This window comes from Deinococcus sp. Marseille-Q6407 (genome assembly GCF_946848805.1).
Classification (GTDB): domain Bacteria; phylum Deinococcota; class Deinococci; order Deinococcales; family Deinococcaceae; genus Deinococcus.
In genome coordinates, this window is sequence record NZ_CAMPFU010000002.1 from 734,463 (window position 1) to 752,586 (window position 18,124).

At 67.1% G+C, this 18,124-nt stretch carries 15 protein-coding genes; 7 read left to right on the forward strand and 8 right to left on the reverse strand.

Features of this window, described 5'->3' with window-relative positions:
* Nucleotides 1-15 precede the first annotated feature (15 nt).
* Both OCI36_RS05570 and OCI36_RS05575 read right to left on the reverse strand, forming a co-directional pair.
* Nucleotides 16-564 carry a hypothetical protein gene (locus OCI36_RS05570; RefSeq protein ID WP_261664091.1) on the reverse strand — a complete coding sequence of 183 codons (549 nt, stop codon included), beginning with the start codon at nucleotides 562-564 and terminating at the stop codon, nucleotides 16-18.
* Nucleotides 561-2,882, reverse strand: a complete 2,322-nt coding sequence (locus tag OCI36_RS05575; RefSeq protein WP_261664092.1) for a vWA domain-containing protein — start codon at nucleotides 2,880-2,882, stop codon at nucleotides 561-563. Before OCI36_RS05575 ends, OCI36_RS05570 begins: the two co-directional genes overlap by 4 nt.
* 294 nt (nucleotides 2,883-3,176) lie before the next feature.
* Here OCI36_RS05575 and OCI36_RS05580 point away from each other — a divergent pair, with 294 nt between their 5' ends.
* Nucleotides 3,177-5,144, forward strand: a complete 1,968-nt coding sequence (locus OCI36_RS05580; RefSeq protein ID WP_261664093.1) for a DNA topoisomerase subunit B — start codon at nucleotides 3,177-3,179, stop codon at nucleotides 5,142-5,144.
* 67 nt (nucleotides 5,145-5,211) lie between these two features.
* Here the strand turns inward: OCI36_RS05580 and OCI36_RS05585 are convergent, their stop codons facing one another.
* Both OCI36_RS05585 and OCI36_RS05590 read right to left on the reverse strand, forming a co-directional pair.
* Nucleotides 5,212-5,787 carry a biotin transporter BioY gene (locus OCI36_RS05585; protein ID WP_261664094.1) on the reverse strand — a complete coding sequence of 192 codons (576 nt, stop codon included), beginning with the start codon at nucleotides 5,785-5,787 and terminating at the stop codon, nucleotides 5,212-5,214.
* Nucleotides 5,788-5,983: 196 nt separating this feature from the next.
* Nucleotides 5,984-6,934, reverse strand: a complete 951-nt coding sequence (locus OCI36_RS05590; RefSeq protein ID WP_261664095.1) for a biotin--[acetyl-CoA-carboxylase] ligase — start codon at nucleotides 6,932-6,934, stop codon at nucleotides 5,984-5,986.
* A 106-nt stretch (nucleotides 6,935-7,040) separates the two neighbouring features.
* On the opposite strand from OCI36_RS05590, the gene OCI36_RS05595 reads away from it, so the two are divergent.
* The 4 genes from OCI36_RS05595 (at nucleotide 7,041) to OCI36_RS05610 (ending at nucleotide 9,629) form a co-directional block, all read left to right on the forward strand.
* Entirely contained in the window at nucleotides 7,041-7,454 is a 414-nt protein-coding gene (locus tag OCI36_RS05595; protein ID WP_261664096.1) for a Fur family transcriptional regulator, read from the forward strand.
* Nucleotides 7,451-8,197 carry a hypothetical protein gene (locus tag OCI36_RS05600; protein ID WP_261664097.1) on the forward strand — a complete coding sequence of 249 codons (747 nt, stop codon included), beginning with the start codon at nucleotides 7,451-7,453 and terminating at the stop codon, nucleotides 8,195-8,197. The genes OCI36_RS05595 and OCI36_RS05600 overlap by 4 nt, the downstream gene beginning before the upstream one ends.
* A 146-nt stretch (nucleotides 8,198-8,343) precedes the next feature.
* Nucleotides 8,344-8,895: an HNH endonuclease gene (locus OCI36_RS05605; RefSeq protein ID WP_261664098.1), complete on the forward strand. Its 552-nt coding sequence runs from the start codon at nucleotides 8,344-8,346 to the stop codon at nucleotides 8,893-8,895.
* A gap of 23 nt (nucleotides 8,896-8,918) precedes the next feature.
* Complete coding sequence (locus OCI36_RS05610) at nucleotides 8,919-9,629, forward strand: hypothetical protein (protein WP_261664099.1); 711 nt, start codon at nucleotides 8,919-8,921, stop codon at nucleotides 9,627-9,629.
* Nucleotides 9,630-9,641: 12 nt separating this feature from the next.
* On the opposite strand, the gene OCI36_RS05615 is transcribed toward OCI36_RS05610, so the two are convergent.
* From OCI36_RS05615 to OCI36_RS05630, 4 genes are all read right to left on the reverse strand, one after another.
* Complete coding sequence (locus OCI36_RS05615; RefSeq protein WP_261664100.1) at nucleotides 9,642-10,517, reverse strand: patatin-like phospholipase family protein; 876 nt, start codon at nucleotides 10,515-10,517, stop codon at nucleotides 9,642-9,644.
* A gap of 115 nt (nucleotides 10,518-10,632) precedes the next feature.
* Complete coding sequence (gene aceF / locus OCI36_RS05620; RefSeq protein WP_261664101.1) at nucleotides 10,633-12,456, reverse strand: dihydrolipoyllysine-residue acetyltransferase; 1,824 nt, start codon at nucleotides 12,454-12,456, stop codon at nucleotides 10,633-10,635.
* Between the two features lie 90 nt (nucleotides 12,457-12,546).
* The gene (aceE, locus tag OCI36_RS05625) at nucleotides 12,547-15,267 is read right to left on the reverse strand and encodes a pyruvate dehydrogenase (acetyl-transferring), homodimeric type (protein WP_261664102.1); all 2,721 of its coding nucleotides are present in this window, start codon (nucleotides 15,265-15,267) and stop codon (nucleotides 12,547-12,549) included.
* Between the two features lie 117 nt (nucleotides 15,268-15,384).
* Nucleotides 15,385-15,690: a hypothetical protein gene (locus OCI36_RS05630; protein ID WP_261664103.1), complete on the reverse strand. Its 306-nt coding sequence runs from the start codon at nucleotides 15,688-15,690 to the stop codon at nucleotides 15,385-15,387.
* 355 nt (nucleotides 15,691-16,045) lie between these two features.
* Here OCI36_RS05630 and OCI36_RS05635 point away from each other — a divergent pair, with 355 nt between their 5' ends.
* Together OCI36_RS05635 and OCI36_RS05640 are read left to right on the forward strand one after the other, a co-directional pair.
* Complete coding sequence (locus OCI36_RS05635) at nucleotides 16,046-16,975, forward strand: LysR family transcriptional regulator (protein ID WP_261664104.1); 930 nt, start codon at nucleotides 16,046-16,048, stop codon at nucleotides 16,973-16,975.
* A 33-nt stretch (nucleotides 16,976-17,008) separates the two neighbouring features.
* Nucleotides 17,009-18,103: a quinone-dependent dihydroorotate dehydrogenase gene (locus tag OCI36_RS05640; RefSeq protein WP_261664105.1), complete on the forward strand. Its 1,095-nt coding sequence runs from the start codon at nucleotides 17,009-17,011 to the stop codon at nucleotides 18,101-18,103.
* Nucleotides 18,104-18,124: the final 21 nt, after the last annotated feature.

Consider the following 18,124-nt stretch of genomic DNA (forward strand, 5'->3'; position numbering starts at 1 on the left):
GCCGGTTGTCCAGCCTCAGGCCCCCACCGCATTGCCCGGCACCAGCGCCACCCGGCCAATCATGTATACGCAGCCGGCCAGAAACAGGGTGATGATCGGCAGCAGCTTTAGGCCGATATTCACGCCCAGAAAGTCACCGTTCCAGCGGCCACGGGCCAGCGCCCCGACAGCCAGCAGACTAAAGAGGGTAAAGGCGGTGTACATCCAGTGTTCCAGGTCGCGTGGCGGGTCGGCGGGCAGGCAGTAGCGGGTCAGGTCGGATACCTGGCCGCACAGCCGCTGCTGCACGTCGGCGGGCGCGGCGACGGCGCTGGGCACCTTGCCGCCGCTGATGGCCAGAATCAGCCCGGTGACGACCGGCAGCAGCGCCAGCACGCAGGTCAGGCCCAGCCAGCCCAGAAAGCCGGCACCCACCCGGCCCTTGAAGGCCGGCGCCAGGCTCCAGATGAACAGAACGGTGGAAGCCAGCGCCAGTGGCGTGGGCGCCAGCGACAGCAGCGGGAAAGCCGCCACCCAGCTGTTGGGCCAGACAAAATCGTGCAGCGTTTTTAGAAAGTCAATCACTCGGCGTCCTCATATCCCTTGAACTGTACTTCGGTGCCGGCGGGCAGGAAAGTCCCGGGGCGCAGCGGCGGGTTGGGGCCAGGCTCGCCGCGCAGGCGCGGGCGCAGCAGCCGCAGCCGCGCCGGAATATCGGCGATCAGGACCCGGCCGCCCAGCAGCGTGACCCGCAGGCCACGCAGCGAGGGTGCCTTGCAGGCGTCGCCCAGGTCGGTGATGCCGCCCGGCAGCCCCAGGTGATGCTCGGCGTAGCGGCCGATCACCTTGAGGGTCGCGCCGTCGGAGGTCAGGCGCAGCGGCAGGCCCAGGCCGCTCAGCTCGCCCAGAGGTGGGGTGCGGGCGCGGCTGGATTCGGCCATCTGGAGCCCCAGCAAGGTGCCGGGGCGCACCACATCGCCGGGCGACAGCAGCCGGGTGCCCTGCGAGACTTCCAGGTCGGCCGGCACCCGCAGCAGCCGCAGCCCGGCGCGGTGCCGCTCCATTCGCAGGCCGCTGAGGTGCGGCACGCCGGCCACCTGTCCCACGTCGAAAGCGCCGCTGGCCGGCGCGTTGACTGCGCCCATCCGCCCGTCGGTGCCGAACAGGCACAGAAACCGGTCTTCCGAATATTCCAGGCCCTCGATGGTGGGCACGTCCTGCTCGAAGGCGGGGCTGTAAGCGGCCGCCGGGCTGACCGGCTCCGCCTGCGACACCGTCACGTAGCGCACCCGCTCTTCCCCGCCGGTGCTGCGGGCTCGCTCGGCAATCAGCGGCGCAGCGCTGGCGGCGCGGCGGCGCACCTGCTGCCTCTGCCGGGCCACCAGCGCCAGGGCCAGCAGCCCACCCAGCAGGGCCAGGCCCAGCAGCAACGGCCAGAGCGAGCGCTTCCCAGGCTGGCGGGCGGTCGTCGCCGCACCTGAAGCCTGGGCTGCGCTGGCTGGGTTTGCGCTGTCCGGATCAGGGCCAGCGTCCGGCTCGGCCCGGCCCGGGCGGGTATCGGCCACCGGCACCACCTGTCCGGCCAGCGTGCCGGCCCCACCGGTGATGGTGGTCAGCGGCAGCGCGGTGCCGCCGGGCAGCAGCCATTCCAGTGGCACGCTCTGACCGGCGGCCAGCCCGGTGTTGGTCACCCGGATGCCCACCTGCCGGCTGCCCGGCTCGTACAGCAGCTCGGGGCTCAGGCCACCGGCCGGCGCCACATTGAAGCCCGAACCCAGCAGATCCTTATCGCGCACAGCCGGGCTGAGGGCGTAGCGCAGCGTGACCGACTCGCCGGGGCGCAGGCGGCGGTCGGCGCCGGGGTTCAGCCAGCGCAGGCCCTCGGTGCCGGAGAGGGCAAAACGTAGCAGGGTGCGCTGCGGCCGGATGACGCCGCCAGCCGCCTGGGCTGCGGTGGCCGTTCCCGAAGCCTGCACACCGGAGGCCTGGGCCTGCGCGGCCGGTGCCTGGTCCGGCTCGGCGCACAGCAGCCCGGCGGTGCCGTCGGGCACCTGACCCAGCACCCGCAGCGGCACCGTACTGCTCTCCACCCGGTCCTTTTGCAGCGACACCTGGCTCAGGCGCGGCAGCATCGGCATGGCCAGCTGCACCGGCGTGCCGTCAGGCAGGTTCAGGCTGAGGGCTTCCGGCGAGCGCACCGGCTGAATACGGGTGCCCAGGCTGGTCAGGTCCGGCAGCTGGCCCACCGGGTAGGTGCGGGCCTCGGCGTAGCGGCTGGCCTGCACCGCCTGCAGGGCGTCGGCCGGAATCTGGGTGCCCAGGGCCAGATAGTGAAAGCTGTCCAGCGGGCCGCGCGCCTGAAAAGCCGACAGCCCCTGCGCGGCACTCACCCGGCGGGCCGGGTCGTTGTCAACCCCGTCGGTCAGCACGAACACGTTGGTGAGCTGCTTGGGATCGGGGCGGATGGTGGGCAGCGCCTTGTTCAGCGAGCGGTAGAGATAAGTGTTGTTGCCATTGGCCTGCAGGGCCGCCATGTCCCGGTCAAAAGCGGCGCGGTCAGCCGGCAGAGTGTAGCTGTGGTGCGAGCGCAGCCCGCTGTCGAAAGTGAACAGCTCCAGCGCCTGCGGCCGGCGCTCGTTCACGTAGCGCACGATGGCCGCCTTGACCCCGGCAAAGATGTCTGCCCGGCCGTCACCCAGACCCACCATGCTGCCACTGGTGTCCAGCATGAACACGGCGCGGGTCTGGGTCGGCAGGGCCGCAGCGTCGTCTCCGGGCAGGGCGCAGGCTTCTGCCGGGGCGGTGGTGGCAGCGGCCGAGGAGTCAGCCGGCCCGGCGCCTGGGGCCGAGCAGCCGGCCAGCAGCAGCAGGCCCAGGCAGAACAGAGGGAGGGGTCGTGGCATGTTGCCTTCCATTGTGCCCCGAACCCGGCAACTATGAAAAGGGTCACGCTTCGGGCGGGGCCGCTGGCCAGCTGATTACGCTCAGAACATATTCTCAGTTTTGCATTTCGCAAAACCTGCCTCACGTGCTAGACTGTGAAGGTGCCTGCACAGGGGCCAGCACGGCCTCTGACTCAACATTTCTCCCTTGCCCGCGTCGCTCCTTTTCTGCTCTAGCAGCGGTCAGGGCAAACAATACCCCAACACCAGAAGCCGGAACTGGCCGCCCGAGCGGCGCCGCTTCACAGGAGGACCATGACCAACCCCAACAGCAACTACACGGCCGATTCCATCAGCATCCTCAAGGGCCTCGAAGCCGTTCGCAAGCGCCCCGGCATGTACGTGCAGGGCGGCACCGGCGTCGACGGCTATCACCAGCTGCTGACCGAAATCATCGACAACGCCATTGACGAGGGCCTGGCCGGCTTCGCCAACGAAATCACCGTGACCATGCACGCCGACGGCAGCGCCACCGTGACCGACAACGGCCGCGGGATTCCGGTCGACGTGATGAAGTCCGAGGGCCGCCCCGCCATCGAAGTGATCTTCACCGAGCTGCACGCCGGGGGCAAGTTCGGCCAGGGCGCCTACAAGGTGTCGGGCGGGCTGCACGGCGTGGGCTCCAGCGTGGTGAACGCGCTGAGCTCTTACCTGGACGTGACCGTCAACAAGGGCGGGCAGCTGCACCACATCCGCTTTGAAAAAGGCGACGTGACCACCCCGCTGGAAGTGCTGGGCAAGACGCCGGGGGACGTGACCTGGAGCACCAAAGTCAGCTTTCACCCGGACTCGGAAGTGTTCAAGGAGTTCGAGAACCGCTTCGACTATGACCGGATTCGCCGCCGCCTGCGCGAGCTGGCTTACCTGACCGGCCTGCGGATCGTGCTGCGCGACGAGCGCACCGAACTCTACGGCGGCGAAGTGCGCGAAGAAGTCTTCCACGAGCAGGGCGGCATCGCCAACTTTGCCCAGTCGCTGGTGTCCGACAGCACCAAGCTGCTGTACGACCAGCCCATCGTGATGCGCGGCACCAGCAACGAGGTCGAGGTGGAAGTGGCGTTTATCCACGCCAACAGCTACGCCAGCGACAACATCCTGACCTACGCCAACATGATCCGCACCCGCGACGGCGGCACCCCGCTGACCGGCTTCAAGACGGCTTACACCCGTATCCTCAACAAGTACGCCAAGGACAAGAACCTGATCAAGTCCGGCAACCCTGCCCCCAGCGGCGATGACCTGCTGGAAGGCATTTACTGCGTGATCAGCGTGAAGCTGGGCGACCCGCAGTTCGAGTCTCAGGCCAAGGTCAAGCTGCTGAACTCCGAAGCGCAGACGGCCGTCAATGCCATCGTGGGCGAGAAGTTCGCCGAGTTCCTGGAAGAAAACCCCAAGGTCGGCAAGACCATCGTGGAAAAAGCTGCCGAGGCAGCCCGCGCCCGTGAAGCCGCCCGCAAGGCCCGCGACATCGTGCGGCGCTCCAACCCGCTGGAAAACGACGACCTGCCCGGCAAGCTGGCCGACTGCTCCAGCCAGGACCCCACCGAGAGCGAGCTGTTTATCGTGGAAGGGAACTCGGCCGGCGGCAGTGCCAAGAGTGGCCGTGAACGCCGTTTCCAGGCGATTTTGCCGCTGCGTGGCAAGATTCTGAACGTGGAAAAAGCCGAGCTGAACAAGAGCCTCAAGAACGCCGAGATTCGCAGCATGATCGCGGCCATTGGCGCCGGGGTGGACGGCAGCGGCGAGCACCTGCGGTTCGACGTGGAGCAGCTGCGCTACCACAAGATCATCATCATGACCGACGCCGACATGGACGGCGGCCACATCACCACGCTGCTGCTGACCTTCTTCTTCCGGTACATGAAGCCGGTGGTGGAGCATGGCCACCTCTACATTGCCCAGCCGCCGCTGTACCGCATCACGGTGGGCCGCCAGAAGACCGGCGAGTACCTCTACAGCGACGAAGAACTGCGCGCCAAGGTGACCGAAGCCAACAAGGCCGGCAAGAAATTCGAGATTCAGCGCTTCAAGGGTCTGGGCGAAATGAACGCCGATCAGCTGTGGGACACCACCATGAACCCCGAAACCCGGGTGCTGAAGCGCGTCACCATCGACGACCTGCTTATTGCCAACGATATCTTCGAGGACCTGATGGGCAGCGACGTGCAGCCGCGCAAGGACTTTATTCAGAAGAACGCCCGCTTCGCGGAAATCACTGTCTGAGTTCCGCTCGGTAGATAGAAGAAGCCCTCTCCCGCTGAAGGAGGGGGCTTTCTTTATCTGTATAAACTCAGCGGCGCGCGAAAGCCCAGGCTGCCGGCAGCAGCAAGGCGGCCAGGCCGATCTTAAGGGCGTCGCCCAGGACAAAGGGGTAGAGACCGTTTGCCAGCAGCGTCTGACCGTGCATGCCGGTCACGGCGCTCAGCCAGGGCAGGCCGAAAGCGTAAATCACCACGCTGGCCGCCAGCATCGCTGCGGCGGCGCCGGGAACGTTGCGGTCCAGCCCAAAACGCTGCACCAGCCAGCCAATCATGGCCGCGGCAAAGGGATAGCTCAGCAGACAGCCGCCGGTCGGCCCAAAAAACTTGGCGATAGAAGCGCTGCCTCCGGCAAACACCGGCAGGCCCGCTGCGCCCAGCACCAGGTACAGGGCCAGGGCCGCAAAGCCGCGCTTCCAGCCCAGGGCTGCACCGACCAGCAGCACACCCAGGGTTTGCAGAGTGATCGGCACCGGCTGCAGCGGAATCTCAGCCTGGGCAAACAGGGCGACCAGCAGGGCGCCGCCGGCGACGAGCAGCAGGTCGCGGACAAACGAGGGAGCAGGGGCCAGCGTGCCGGCCAGGGTGGGGTGGGTGGTCTGGGTCATAGGGAAGTCTCCTTTTATCGGTCACAGCGGCAGGCCAGCTGAAACCCGGCCCATGCTGGACACCGGAAAGCAGGGAACCGCTGTGGTTTGGAATGCCTCAGCATAGCCCAGGCCACCCCGTTCGGCCAGAGGGCGCCCCGACCGAACCGGTGCCTGTAAACCCGGTCCAATTCTCTTTTCCCCCACTCGCTGAAGGCTAAAGCTCAGTCTGGGCCGGTGTCAGGCGTCCGACCAGTTCCACGTCGCCCGCTCCGACCCGGACCAACTGTCCGTCCGGCAAGGAGACCAGCAGGCTGCCCTGGTCGTCCAGGTCGCTGGCCCGGCCTTCCAGCACACCACTCTGTCCGTTCTGGGCGCTCTGGCCCGGCAGCTCAAAGCGCACCTGGCGGCCCAGGGTGGCGCTCACCGCTCGCCAGGCATCCAGCACTTCGGGAACCGGGGCCGAGAGCCAGTGTTCCAGTTCGCCCAGCACATCGGCCAGCAGCTCGGCGCGGGACACGCCGGGGCGGAACTGCTCGGCGGTGGCGGCCCCGGAAGGCGCCTGGCTCACGTTAATGCCGATGCCCAGCACCGCCTGCCGGGCTTCCTCGCCGCGCAGCTCCGCTTCCAGCAGGATGCCGGCCAGCTTACGGTCCTCTCCGTCCAGCAGGTCGTTGGGCCACTTCAGGAACCCGCCGCCCACCGCCCGCTGCAGCGCCACGCCGGCGGCCAGCGGCAGGGTGGGCAAGCTCGCCAGTGGCAGCGGCCCCCGCAGCAACACGCTGAACACCAGACTGCCGCCGCTGGTCTGCCAGGTGCGGCCCCGGCGGCCCCGGCCGGCCGTCTGCCGCTCGGCCACCACCACGGCGCCGTGGGAAGCGGGGCTCTGCGGGTCGGCGGCCCAGTCATGCAGGGTGTCCTGGGTGCTGCTCACCTCCCCGAAATACCGCAGCGCCTGACCAAACTGCCCCCGCACCGGCACCAGCCCTGGCGCCGGTGTGCCGGCGGCCAGCGCGTAGCCGGCCCGGCTCACCTCTAGCGGCACGCCCTGCTCCTGCAGGCGGTGGGCCAGCGAGTGGACGGTGACGCGGCTCAGCTCCAGGGCCGCACCCAGGGCGTCACCGGACTGGGGAGTATCGGTCAGCAGCGGCAGCAGGCGGTCAGGCATATAACTTATTGTGCCGCAGGTTCTGCCTGGCGCTTGTAGGTCCAGCGCGCCCCGACCGTAGCGTCCGTCTCAGGGCGGTGGCAGGCGGTTTGCTATGCTGGAAGGCATGACGATGGTACGCCAGACCAAGCAGCGCCAGGCGGTCATCGAGGTGTTACGCGCAGCCCGCTGTCATCCCGACGCCGCCTGGATCCATTCCGAAGTCCGCAAACTCCAGCCCACGGTCAGTCTGGGGACGGTTTACCGCACCCTGGACGCCCTGGTGCGTGACGGCGTGGCCGTGACGATTGAGCGGGCCGGCGGGGCCACCTGCTACGATTTTCGCCGCGAGGACGAGCACCACCACCACGCCGTCTGCCGGCAGTGCGGCGCGATTTTCGATATTGACGCCGAGCTGGTGCCGCCGCTGCCGGCCGGAGCCCTGCCGCAGGGCTTCCGGGTGACCGATGTCCGGCTGGAATTCATGGGCGTCTGCCCCTGCTGCGAAGCCGCGCAGGTTCCGGAACCCGTGGCCTCTTGACCGGCCCGGCGACGCCCGGCGGGCAACCGGGATTTCCGGGGCCACACCTTACCGACATTGACTCTGGGCAAGAGCCGTTCGGCTGGCCGCTGCGGCCCTTCCTGCTGGGCTGGGCCTTGGCCGCCGCCGCCGTGTTGCTGGTGCGCTGGCTGGGGCAATTGTTTCTCTCAGACCCCTGCCGGGGCCACACGGTCTTGGCGCTGCTGATGCCGCTGCTGCTGGGGCCCGGCGGCCTGGCGCTGACCGCTTCGCAGTGGAACGACCGGCCCAAGGCCATGTTCGGGCTGGGGCTGGTGATGGCTTCCTTTGTGCCCTCGCTGCTGCTGTCGGCCTACGACATCGGGCAACTGCGGAACCTGGGCTGCGCCGGCGGCTACCTGATCGTGGCGGAACCCGGCGGCAAGCAGCTGAGCGAAATCACCCTGGAAAACGGCCAAAGCCGCGAGCTGCAGGGCCGCATCGGTGGCTACCAGCGCGACCGGCACCCCGGCGCCTTTCAGCTGAGCGGCCAGAGCATGAGTGACGATCTGGTGATTGACCTGCCCAAAACAGTAGTGCATGTGGGTGACGTCTTCCCCATCCGGGTGCGGGCCAGGGACAATGCCGTCAGCAACCGCTTCGACTGGGGCGTGCAGGCAAAGTACCTGCCAGCCCCCGGCGAGGACCAGAGCGGCGACGCGGCGGAAATTGAAACCAGTGCCAAGCTGGCCGTAACCATCGTTCCCCGGCGCAGCGGCAAGTAAGCCAATGCCAGCCTGGCAGACGGGAGTCTGAAAGCCACTTCTGCCAGGTGATTGGCAATCCTGAAGGTGACGGAGCGTGGCGGTCGTGAGGCTGCCTGTGCCTTAATGCTCACATCTCCCTAACTTCCTGCCCTTAAAATGCGGCCATGAACCATGCGGGACGGGAAGAACCGCGGCCAACCGGCCGGCCGGCCAGTGACCTGAATGCGGCACGGGTACTGGTGCTCAACGCTTCGTATGAGCCGCTTCAGGTGACCAGCATCAAGCGGGCCATCACCCTGACGCAGTTCGGGGTGGCCGAGGTTCTGGAAGAAAGCCGCGACGTGGTGCGCTCGCCTTCTACCGTCATGCAGGTGCCCAGCGTGATCCGGCTGCGGCGTTATGTGCGCCGGCCCAATACCTTCGCGGTGCCGTTCAACCGCCGCAATGTGCTGCGGCGCGACGCCTTTACCTGCCAGTACTGCGGCAGCGGCGAGAATCTGACCCTGGACCATGTGATGCCCCGCTCACGGGGAGGCCGGCACGAATGGACCAACGTGACCACCGCCTGCCGCGACTGTAACCAGCGCAAGGGCAGCCGCACCCCCGAAGAGGCCCAGATGCCGCTGCAGCACGGGCCACGGGTGCCATCCTTCCGGGCGTTCGCGCACGGCCAGTTCGCGCAGACCCAGCCGGAGTGGGAACACTACCTGCGCTGAGCGGCGTTATACAGTGAAGCTCCATGCGTTCCACTGCCCTGCCCGCCTTTTTGCTCACCGCGCTGCTGGCTCTGCCGGGGGCCCAGGCGGCCGCGCCTACCCCTGCCCCGCTGGCCGCCTCACAGACCCAGACCTCTGAAGCCTCTGCTGCCAGCACCTCGGCAGCAACCACGGCTGCGTCAGAACCAGCCACCGCAGCCGTGACCGAAGCGCCCCGGCCGGCCACGGTCGTCAAGCTGCCGGCGCCGGGTTTTCCCTGGGGACTGCTGGGCATTCTGGGCTTGCTGGGTCTGGCCTTCCCCCCCCGGCCCTCGCGCCAGCGCCGGGTGAAAGCCAAGGCCGACGCAGCAGCCGGGCCGCAGCCAGGCAGCGTGCCTCCAACCACCGAGCCGGAAGAAACGCTGCTGGACGATCCCAGCTGGGAGATGGACACTCCTGAAGACACCGCCGAGTGGGACGCCGAGGAATGGCCTACAGAAGCCTGGGATGAGGACGAGCACGGCCCACGTCGGATGGATTGGGCGCCGGAAGAAGAGCCTGAGCCGGCCAGCCCCGTAATTCCCACGCCGGCTGCTGGCCGCCGCTGGCGTGATCACTCCTGGGACGAGGAAGACTGGAACGACCTGGCCGGTGAAGAAGCTGCCGACACGACCACAGAAGAACGCCCCAGCGAGCGCCTGGGCCGCCGCTCCTCTGGTGGCCCGGATCTGTCCCGGCCCCCCCGCCGGCGTTAAATGCGGCCAGGCTCAAACACTCTGCTCAGGCGCCGATTCGTCAGCGTCAGCGCCGGCCTGGGCCTGGCGGTCCAGCAGGTCCTGCATAAAGCCGTAGCCGATTTCCACCCCACGGTCCAGCTGATCCAGGTTCTGCAGCGTCAGGTCGCGCAGCGGGTCAAAATCCACCAGCCACTCGGGGGCCGCCTCCTGCAACTTGCGGTGGGTGAGGTGCCCCTGGGTAATGGTAAAGGCCTGCAGCAGAATCTCGGGCAGGGTGGGTGACTGGGTGGACACCAGCCCCAGCAGGCCGCCCCGCTTGGTTCCGGGCTTAGGAAAATCCAGCTCCAGCAGCGGCGCAGTGGCGTCCAGCGCAATCAGGGGCAGCCGGCTGATGCGCCGGGCCAGATCAGCCGGAACCTCGTTGACCAGCCCGCCATCCGAGAGCCAGCGGCCCTCGCAGTTGAGGGGATACACGGCCCCGGTAAAAGCGCTGCTGGCCATGATGGCCGGCACCAGCGGGCCTTTGGTAAACGAGACTTCCTCGCCGGTCTGGATATCGGTCGCCGGAATAATCAGCGGCAGGGGAAGGTCTTCGAAATTTTCCGGCAGCACCTCTGTCAGCCAGTCCTGCAGGCCGGTCGGCTGCACCAGCCCGCGCCCCAGGGTCAGGTCGAACCAGCCGGGCGGGTGCCCCTCGCGCACCAGCGACTGCACCTCGCGCCCGGTGTGACCGGCGGCCAGCAGCGCCGCCAGAATAGCCCCTGACGACGTTCCGGCCAACGCCCCGAAAGTAAAGCCGGCATCTTCCAGCGCCTGCAGCGCCCCCACCTGATAAAAAGACCGCGCTCCCCCACCGCTGATGGCGAGGGCGACAGGCTGCGGGGACAGGGCAAGCGGCTGACTCATAACAGCCTATGCTAGCAAGCCCGCCGCATTGGGACGGGGCAACAGGTGAGATAGAAGAAAGCCGGCCGGGGGACAACGCCCACCAGCCGGCTTCCTTCTCAGATTCTCATCAGCTTCAGAGTGAGATCAGGAACGGGTCTTCCAGCGACTCGGCAATAAAGCGCAGGAAGCGGGCCGCGTCAGCGCCGTCAATCAGGCGGTGGTCGTAGGTGAGCGAGAGCGGCAGCATGTTGCGCGGCTCGAACTCGCCTTTTTCCCGGTTCCAGACCGGCTCGATGCCGCCGCGCGACACACCCAAAATCGCCACTTCTGGGCTGTTGACGATCGGCGTAAAAGCGTGGCCGCCGATGCCGCCCAGGTTGGAGATGGTAAAGGTCGCGCCCTGCATCTCGTCGGGCTTGAGCTTGCGTTCACGGGCGCGCTCGGCCAGGTCGGTCAGGTCCAGCACCAGTTCGGTGATGCTCTTCTTGTCGGCGTCCTTGACCACCGGCACCAGCAGGCCCACCGGGGTATCCACCGCCACGCCGATGTTGACGAAGTCCTTGTAGACGACCTGTTCGTTCTGTAGGTCCAGGCTGGCCCCAAACTTGGGGAAACGGTGCAGGGCATTCGCCACCACCTTCATCAGGATATGGGTCATGGTGAGCTTGCCGCCGGCCTTCTGCACCCGCTCGCCGTAACGCTTGCGGGTTTCTTCCATCACGGTCACGTCGGCCTTGTCGAAGTGGGTGACCATCGGGATGGTGGTCCAGGCCTGGGTCATGGAGCGCACGGTGGCGCGGCGAATGCCGTTCATGTCCTCGCGGGTCACGTTGCCCCACTTGGAGAAGTCAGGCAGCGCCTGTGCAGCGGCGACTGGGGCCTGCGCCGCCGGCTGAGCACCTGCCGTAGCCGCTGCAGCCGGGGCCGTGGGCGTGCCGGCAGTGCGGCGCACGTCTTCTTCGCTGATGCGCCCGGCGATGCCAGTGCCGTGCACATCGTGAATATCAATGTGCATTTCACGGGCCAGACGGCGCACGCTGGGGGCCGCCGGCACGATGGGCCGGCCCTCGTAGGTTTTGGGGTTCCGGGTGCCGGACTGCTGTGGTGCAGCGGCCTGGGCGGCTGGCTGTCCGGCAGCAGCGCTGGCTTCGCCGGTCGGGGCTGCGGCGGACTGTGGCGCTGCCGGTGCAGGCTGGCCGGCTTCAGCGGATGCGGCCGGCTGAGCGCTGGGCGCCGCATTGTCTGCGCCGCCACTCAGGGTCAGCAACGGAGCGCCCACCTTCACCTGATCGCCCACCTTCACGTTCACGCTCTGCACGGTGCCGCCGGCGGTGGCGGGGACTTCTACCACAGCCTTGTCGGTTTCGATTTCGATGATGGGGTCGCCCTCAGAAATGGTGTCGCCGGGGTTCACCAGAATGGTCACCACAGTGGCCTGCTCAATATTGTCGCCCACGTCGGGCAGCACCACTTGTTGGCCGGCACTCTGGGCGCCCGCGCTGGCCGGCGCCGAGGCCGCAGCCGACGTACCCGAAGTGGTCGTGCCGGCTTCGCCAGTGGCCTCGGCCTGCTGGGCGCGTTGCTGTTCGGCGGCCACGTTGTTGGCCTGCGCATCACTGGGGCTGGTGGTGGTGCTCTCTGCCTGCATGGCGCGGTCACCGTCGCCCTGCTGGGGAGCGTCGCTGTCGCTGCTACTGCTGCCGCTCTGGGCGCCGGCCCTATCCCCGCCCAGGGTCAGCAGGGTGCCACCCACCGCCACCTTGTCACCCACGCTGACGGCGATGCTCTCGACCGTGCCGCCAGCGGTGGCCGGGACTTCCACCACGGCCTTATCGGTCTCGATTTCGATGATGGGGTCGCCCTCGGAAATGGTGTCGCCGGGGTTCACCAGAATGGTCACCACAGTGGCCTGCTCAATATTGTCGCCCACGTCGGGCAGTTTCAGTTCAGTTGCCATTGTTCGGCTCCTCTGGAGTGTTGATGAATAAAAACGTCGGAAAGGCCAGGCTGGAACCAAGCTGCACTCTTCCAGTCTGGCCCGGTCAACTCAGCGCAGCACCGGGGCCTGCCGCTCCGGGTCAATACCGAAGTCCTGCAGCGCCTGCGCCACCACTTCGCCCTTCAGCTTGCCTTCGTCCTTGAGCGCGTACAGGGCGGTCAGAGCCACGTGCCGGGCGTCTACCTCGAAGAAGTCGCGCAGTTCCTCGCGGGCCTCGCTGCGGCCGAAGCCGTCGGTGCCCAGCGTCCAGAGCTTGCGGCTGAGGTGGCCGTTAAGGCCCTCGGCGCCGAGCTTGACATAGTCGCTGACCGACACCAGTACGCCGGGTGCGCTCTGCTCGTCCAGCTGACTGGCCACGAAAGACACTTTGGGGTCCTCGGTAGGGTGCAGCATGTTCCAGCGCTGGGTCAGCAGGGCGTCCTGATGCAGTTCCTTGTACGAGGTCACGCTCCACAGGTCGGCCGCCACGCCGTACTTCTTGAGCAGTTCCACCGCTTCCTGTGCGGCGCCCATCGCCGGGCCGGAGGCCAGCAGCTGGGCACGCAGTTCCTGGCCCTGCGCGTCGGCGGCCGGCTGGAACAGGTACATGCCCCGGACGATGCCCTCGCGGACCCGTTCGTGGTCTTCCGGCATGGCCGGCTGACGCTCGTTTTCGTTGTCCACGGTCACGTAATAAAACTCGTCGATGCCTTCCACATACATCCGCTGGATGCCGTGCTCGAAAATCACCGCCAGCTCGTAAGCGAAAGCCGGATCGTAGGTCTTGAGGTTGGGCACCACGTAGGCTTGCAGGTGGCTGTTGCCGTCTTGGTGCTGCAGGCCCTCACCCGCCAGGGTGGTGCGGCCCGCGGTGGCGCCCAGGATAAAGCCACGGGCGCGCTGGTCGGCGGCGGCCCAGACCAGGTCGCCCACCCGCTGCATGCCGAACATGGAATACAGCATGTAAAAGGGCATGGTAGGAATACCGAAGTGGGCATAGGCCGTGCCGGCCGCAATCCACGAGGCCATCGCGCCGTCTTCGGTGATGCCTTCTTCCAGCATCTGACCGTCCACCGCTTCCTTGTAGTACATCAGCGAACCGCTGTCCACCGGGGTGTAGGTCTGGCCGCGCGGCGAGTAGATACCCACGCGCGGCACCAGGGCGTCCATCCCGAAGGTGCGGGCCTCGTCGGGCACGATGGGCACGATGTACTTACCGATCTGCTTGTCGCGCAGCAGCTTGGACATGATGCTCACGGCGGCCATGGTGGTGCTCAGTTCACGCTCGCCGCTGCCGGCCGCGTATTCCTCGTAGAACTTGCCGTCGGGCACAGTGGGGTGGGGATACTCGGCCTGGCGCGCCGGCATGAACCCGCCCAGCTGCTCGCGCTGTGCTTTCACATACTGCACTTCGGGGCTGTCCTCGCCGGGGTGGTAGAACTCCAGGTGCTCCACTTGCTCGTCGTTCAGGGGGATGTCCAGCAGATCGCGCAGGTTCTTCATGGCCTCGAAGTCCAGCTTCTTGACCTGGTGCGCCACGTTGCGGGCCTCGGCGCTTTCGCCCAGGCCGTAGCCCTTCACCGTGCGGGTGATGATCACGGTGGGGCTGCCTTTATGCTGCACGGCAGCCTGATAGGCGGCATAGACCTTCTGCACGTCGTGGCCGCCACGGTTCAGCTGGGCCAGGTCGTCGTCACGCCACTCGGCAATCAGCTGCTGCAACTCGGGGGTGTTGAAGAACTGCTCGCGCAGCTCCTTGGCCCCAAACGCGGCGTAGCGCTGCGACTCGCCGTCCACCATGCGCTCGAAACGCTGAATGATCAGCGGCGCGCCTTCCTTGGTCAGCAGTTCGTCCCACTTGCTGCCCCACACCACTTTGATCACGTTCCAGCCGGCGCCACGGAACAGCGCCTCGAACTCCTGAATCACCTTGGAGTTGGCGCGCACCGGGCCGTCCAGCCGCTGGAGGTTGGCATTCAGCACGAAAATCAGGTTGTCGAGGTTCTCGTAGGCGGCAAAGCGCAGCCCGGCCACCGACTGCGGCTCGTCCATCTCGCCGTCGCCCATAAAGGCCCAGACTTTGCCGTCGCCCTTTTCCTTGAGGCCACGGTTTTCCAGGTACTTCATGAAGCGGGCCTGATACACCGCCTGCAAGGGGCCCAGGCCCATGCTGACGGTGGGGAATTCCCAGTAGTCGGGCATCAGCCAGGGGTGCGGGTAGCTGCTCAGGCCGGGGCCGTCGGGCTGCAGTTCACGGCGGAAGTTGTTCAGCCGCGCCTCGTCGAAGCGGCCTTCCAGGAAGGAGCGGGCGTAGATGCCGGGGCTGATGTGCCCCTGGAAAAACACCAGGTCGCGGTCCTTGCCGGCGCCGGCGCCACGGAAAAAGTGGTTGAAGCCCACTTCCAGCAGCTCGGCGCTGGAGGCGTAGGAGGCCAGGTGCCCGCCGATGCCGTCCGACGCCTTGTTGGCACGGATGACCATCACCACGGCGTTCCAGCGGATGATGTTGCGGATGCGGTGTTCCAGCTCCATGTCACCGGGGTAGTCGGGCTGCCGGCCCGAGGAAATGGTGTTGATGTACGGCGTGCTCTGCTTGTACTCGATGGGCACGCCACGGTCGTAAGCCCAGGCGTCCAAGGCTTCAAGCAGTTCGGCGCTGCGCTTGCGGCCACCATCGGCCAGCACGTAGGCCAGCGAATCGATCCACTCGCGGGTCTCGGTCTGGTTCAGCTCCTCGCGCTGCTGATCGGGCAGCCGCACGCGGGGGGGAATAGCGGGAAGATGAGTCATAAACGTATTCTAGGCCTGCTCTGTCAGCCCACGCCAACAAAGGGACGCAGACCGATTAACCAAATCTAATGGTGAATGGATGGGGTGAGCTGGCAGCTGGCCCGCGACCCAGAGGCGTCAGTGGCTGTGTGTCCAGACCAGCAGCGACACCTGCCCGCTGCCGCCCCAGCGCGTGCTGGGCTTCCGCACATAGAAATTCAGCGCATTGCGGCCCTGTGATAGCTCACGTTTGGCGGCGACGATGACCAGGAAACGGCCTACCGTTGGCATTTTCCCGCGAATATTGGGGGTGGTGACCTTGAGTTCGTGGTCCTCATACAAGGTCGCCTCGCCCCACCCCTTCAGAGGCGGAACACGGTAACTCAGCGGCTCGTACCTGGGTTCAAACTGTTCACGGCTGACCTCAATGACCTCCAATTCCATCTCAGGCGGCAGCCCCACGGTCCAGCCGAGTCGAACTCGAACTCTACGCGGCGGCTTTCCAGTGGGTGCAAGTTAATAGCGTACTGCTCAAGGGTATTAGGCTGGCGTTCAAGGTTGCTGAGATACACCAGCGGGTCGGGGCAAAAAGGTGTATGCCCGCACATGGTCTAAATGGTGTCACTTTTGGGCGACATCGTCCAAATCCCCAGCCAAAACGCCAGCGCTGCGCCGAGCACGGCGGCCCAGAGCGGCACGCGGCGGCGGGAGCGCGGCGGCGTGGTCATGCCCCCAGGCTAACGCAGCTCTGTGACTTCCGGCGAGCGCCCCACCCGGCCTGCGCTTTAGCATCTCCCGCATGGAACTTCGCCACCTGCGCCATTTTATTGCCCTGGCCGAAGAAGGCCACTTCGGACGCGCCGCCGAGCGGGTTTATGTGGTGCAGCAGGCGCTGAGCAGTTCGGTGCGCCGGCTGGAAGAGGAGGTGGGCGTGCCGCTGGTGGAGCGCAGCACCCGGCGAGTCCGGCTGACCCCGGCCGGCCGCGAGTTCCTGAGCGGAGCTCGCGCAACGCTGGCCCTGGCCGACCAGACACTGGAACGCACCCGCCGGGCGGCGCGCGGCGAGGTGGGCCGGCTGACGGTGGGCTTTGTCAGCGGGCTGGCTTTCGGCGGCCTGCCGGACATCGTGCGGGTGTTCAAGGAACGCTTTCCCGAGGTGGGCGTGGAACTGCGCGAGCTGAGCGCACAGGAGCAGGAGGAAGCGCTGCGCAGCGAGCAGATTTCGGTGGGGTTGCTGCTGCTGCCGGTGCGCGACCCCGGCCTGGATTCGGCGCCGCTGTGGCGCGAGCCGCTGGTGGCGGCACTGCCCGCCTCGCACCCGCTGGCGGCGCGGCCCCGGCTGAAGATCCAGGACCTCAAAGACGAGGACTTCGTGTTTTTCCCCCGGCATCAGCGGGCCACCTATTTCGATCAGGTGATGCAGTGGTGCGCTGAGGCCGGCTTTACCCCGCAGGTGGTGCAGGAGGCGCTGGAGGTGCCCACCCTGCTCTCGCTGGTGTCGGCGGGGGTGGGGATTTTCCTGCCGATCAGCTTTTTTCAGGGGCTGGGCATGAACGGCGTGGCGTACCGCCCGCTGGAAGACGCTCCGCTGGTGGACATCGTGGCCGTGTGGCCTCGGGAGCAGCGTGACGCCCTGCTGGACGCTTTCTTACAGGTGGCAGCCGAGGTGCTGGGGCCGCCCGGCAGAGAGGTGCAGCCCGCTTCACGACTCACAGACGCTGCCCGTTAGGTCGCGCCCCCGCCATGTAAACTGGGCCCCGACATGCACCTCTACCGTGACCTGATCAAGCCGCAGCTGTTTCGCCGCGATCCCGAGGAGATTCACCACCTCACCATCGCGGGCCTGAGCCGCGCCGGACAGCTGCCGGGGCTGCCAGGGCTGGCACGTGAGCTGAGCCTGCCACGCAACCCCGCGCTGCACCAGACGCTGTGGGGCCGTGATTTCGCCTCGCCGCTGGGGCTGGCGGCCGGGCTGGACAAGAACGCCGAAGCGGTGCCGGCTTTCGGGGCGATGGGGTTCGGCTTTCTGGAGGTGGGCACCATCACCCCACGGGCGCAGAGCGGCAACGAGCGGCCCCGGCTGTTCCGCCTGCCGGAAGACGACGCCCTGATCAACCGGATGGGCTTTAACAACGACGGCGTGGAAGCGGTGCGCGAGCGGCTGGAAGGAAGCTCCCGGCTGTGCCCGGTGTGGGTCAACATCGGCAAGAACAAGGTGACGCCCAACGAGCAAGCGGCGCTGGATTACCGCCGCTGCGTGGCCGCGCTGTATCCGGTGGCCGACGCTTTCGCCGTCAACGTGAGCAGCCCCAATACGCCGGGGCTGCGGGCCCTGCAGGCGGCCGGCGACCTGCGGGCGCTGGTGCACGAGATCATGGAAGAGGCCGAGTTGCAGCGGGTGCGCACCACTCGCCGCCGGCCGCCGGTGCTGGTCAAACTGGCCCCCGACCTGCACCCGGCCGATTTCGAAGCCAGTGTGGACGCGGTCTTGCAGGCAGGCGCCGACGGCCTGATCATCTCCAACACCACCCTGAGCCGCGAAGGGCTGCGCAGCTCCTACCGGGGCGAAAGCGGCGGCCTGAGCGGGCGGCCGCTGCGGGAGCGCTCTACAGAGCTGGTCCGGTTGGGCTTTCAGCAGGCACGCGGCCGGGTGCCGGTTGTGGGAGTGGGCGGCATCTTCAGCGCCGAGGACGCCTTCGAGAAGATTCTGGCCGGCGCCAGCCTGGTGGAAGTCTACTCGGGCCTGATTTACGGCGGGCCCACCCTGCCAGCCGAAATTGCCCGTGGCCTGAGCCGACTGCTGGAGCGCGAAGGGTTCCGCAGCGTAGGCGAGGCGGTGGGCGCGCGCTCCATGTAGACGCGCTAAATTCGGCTTCAC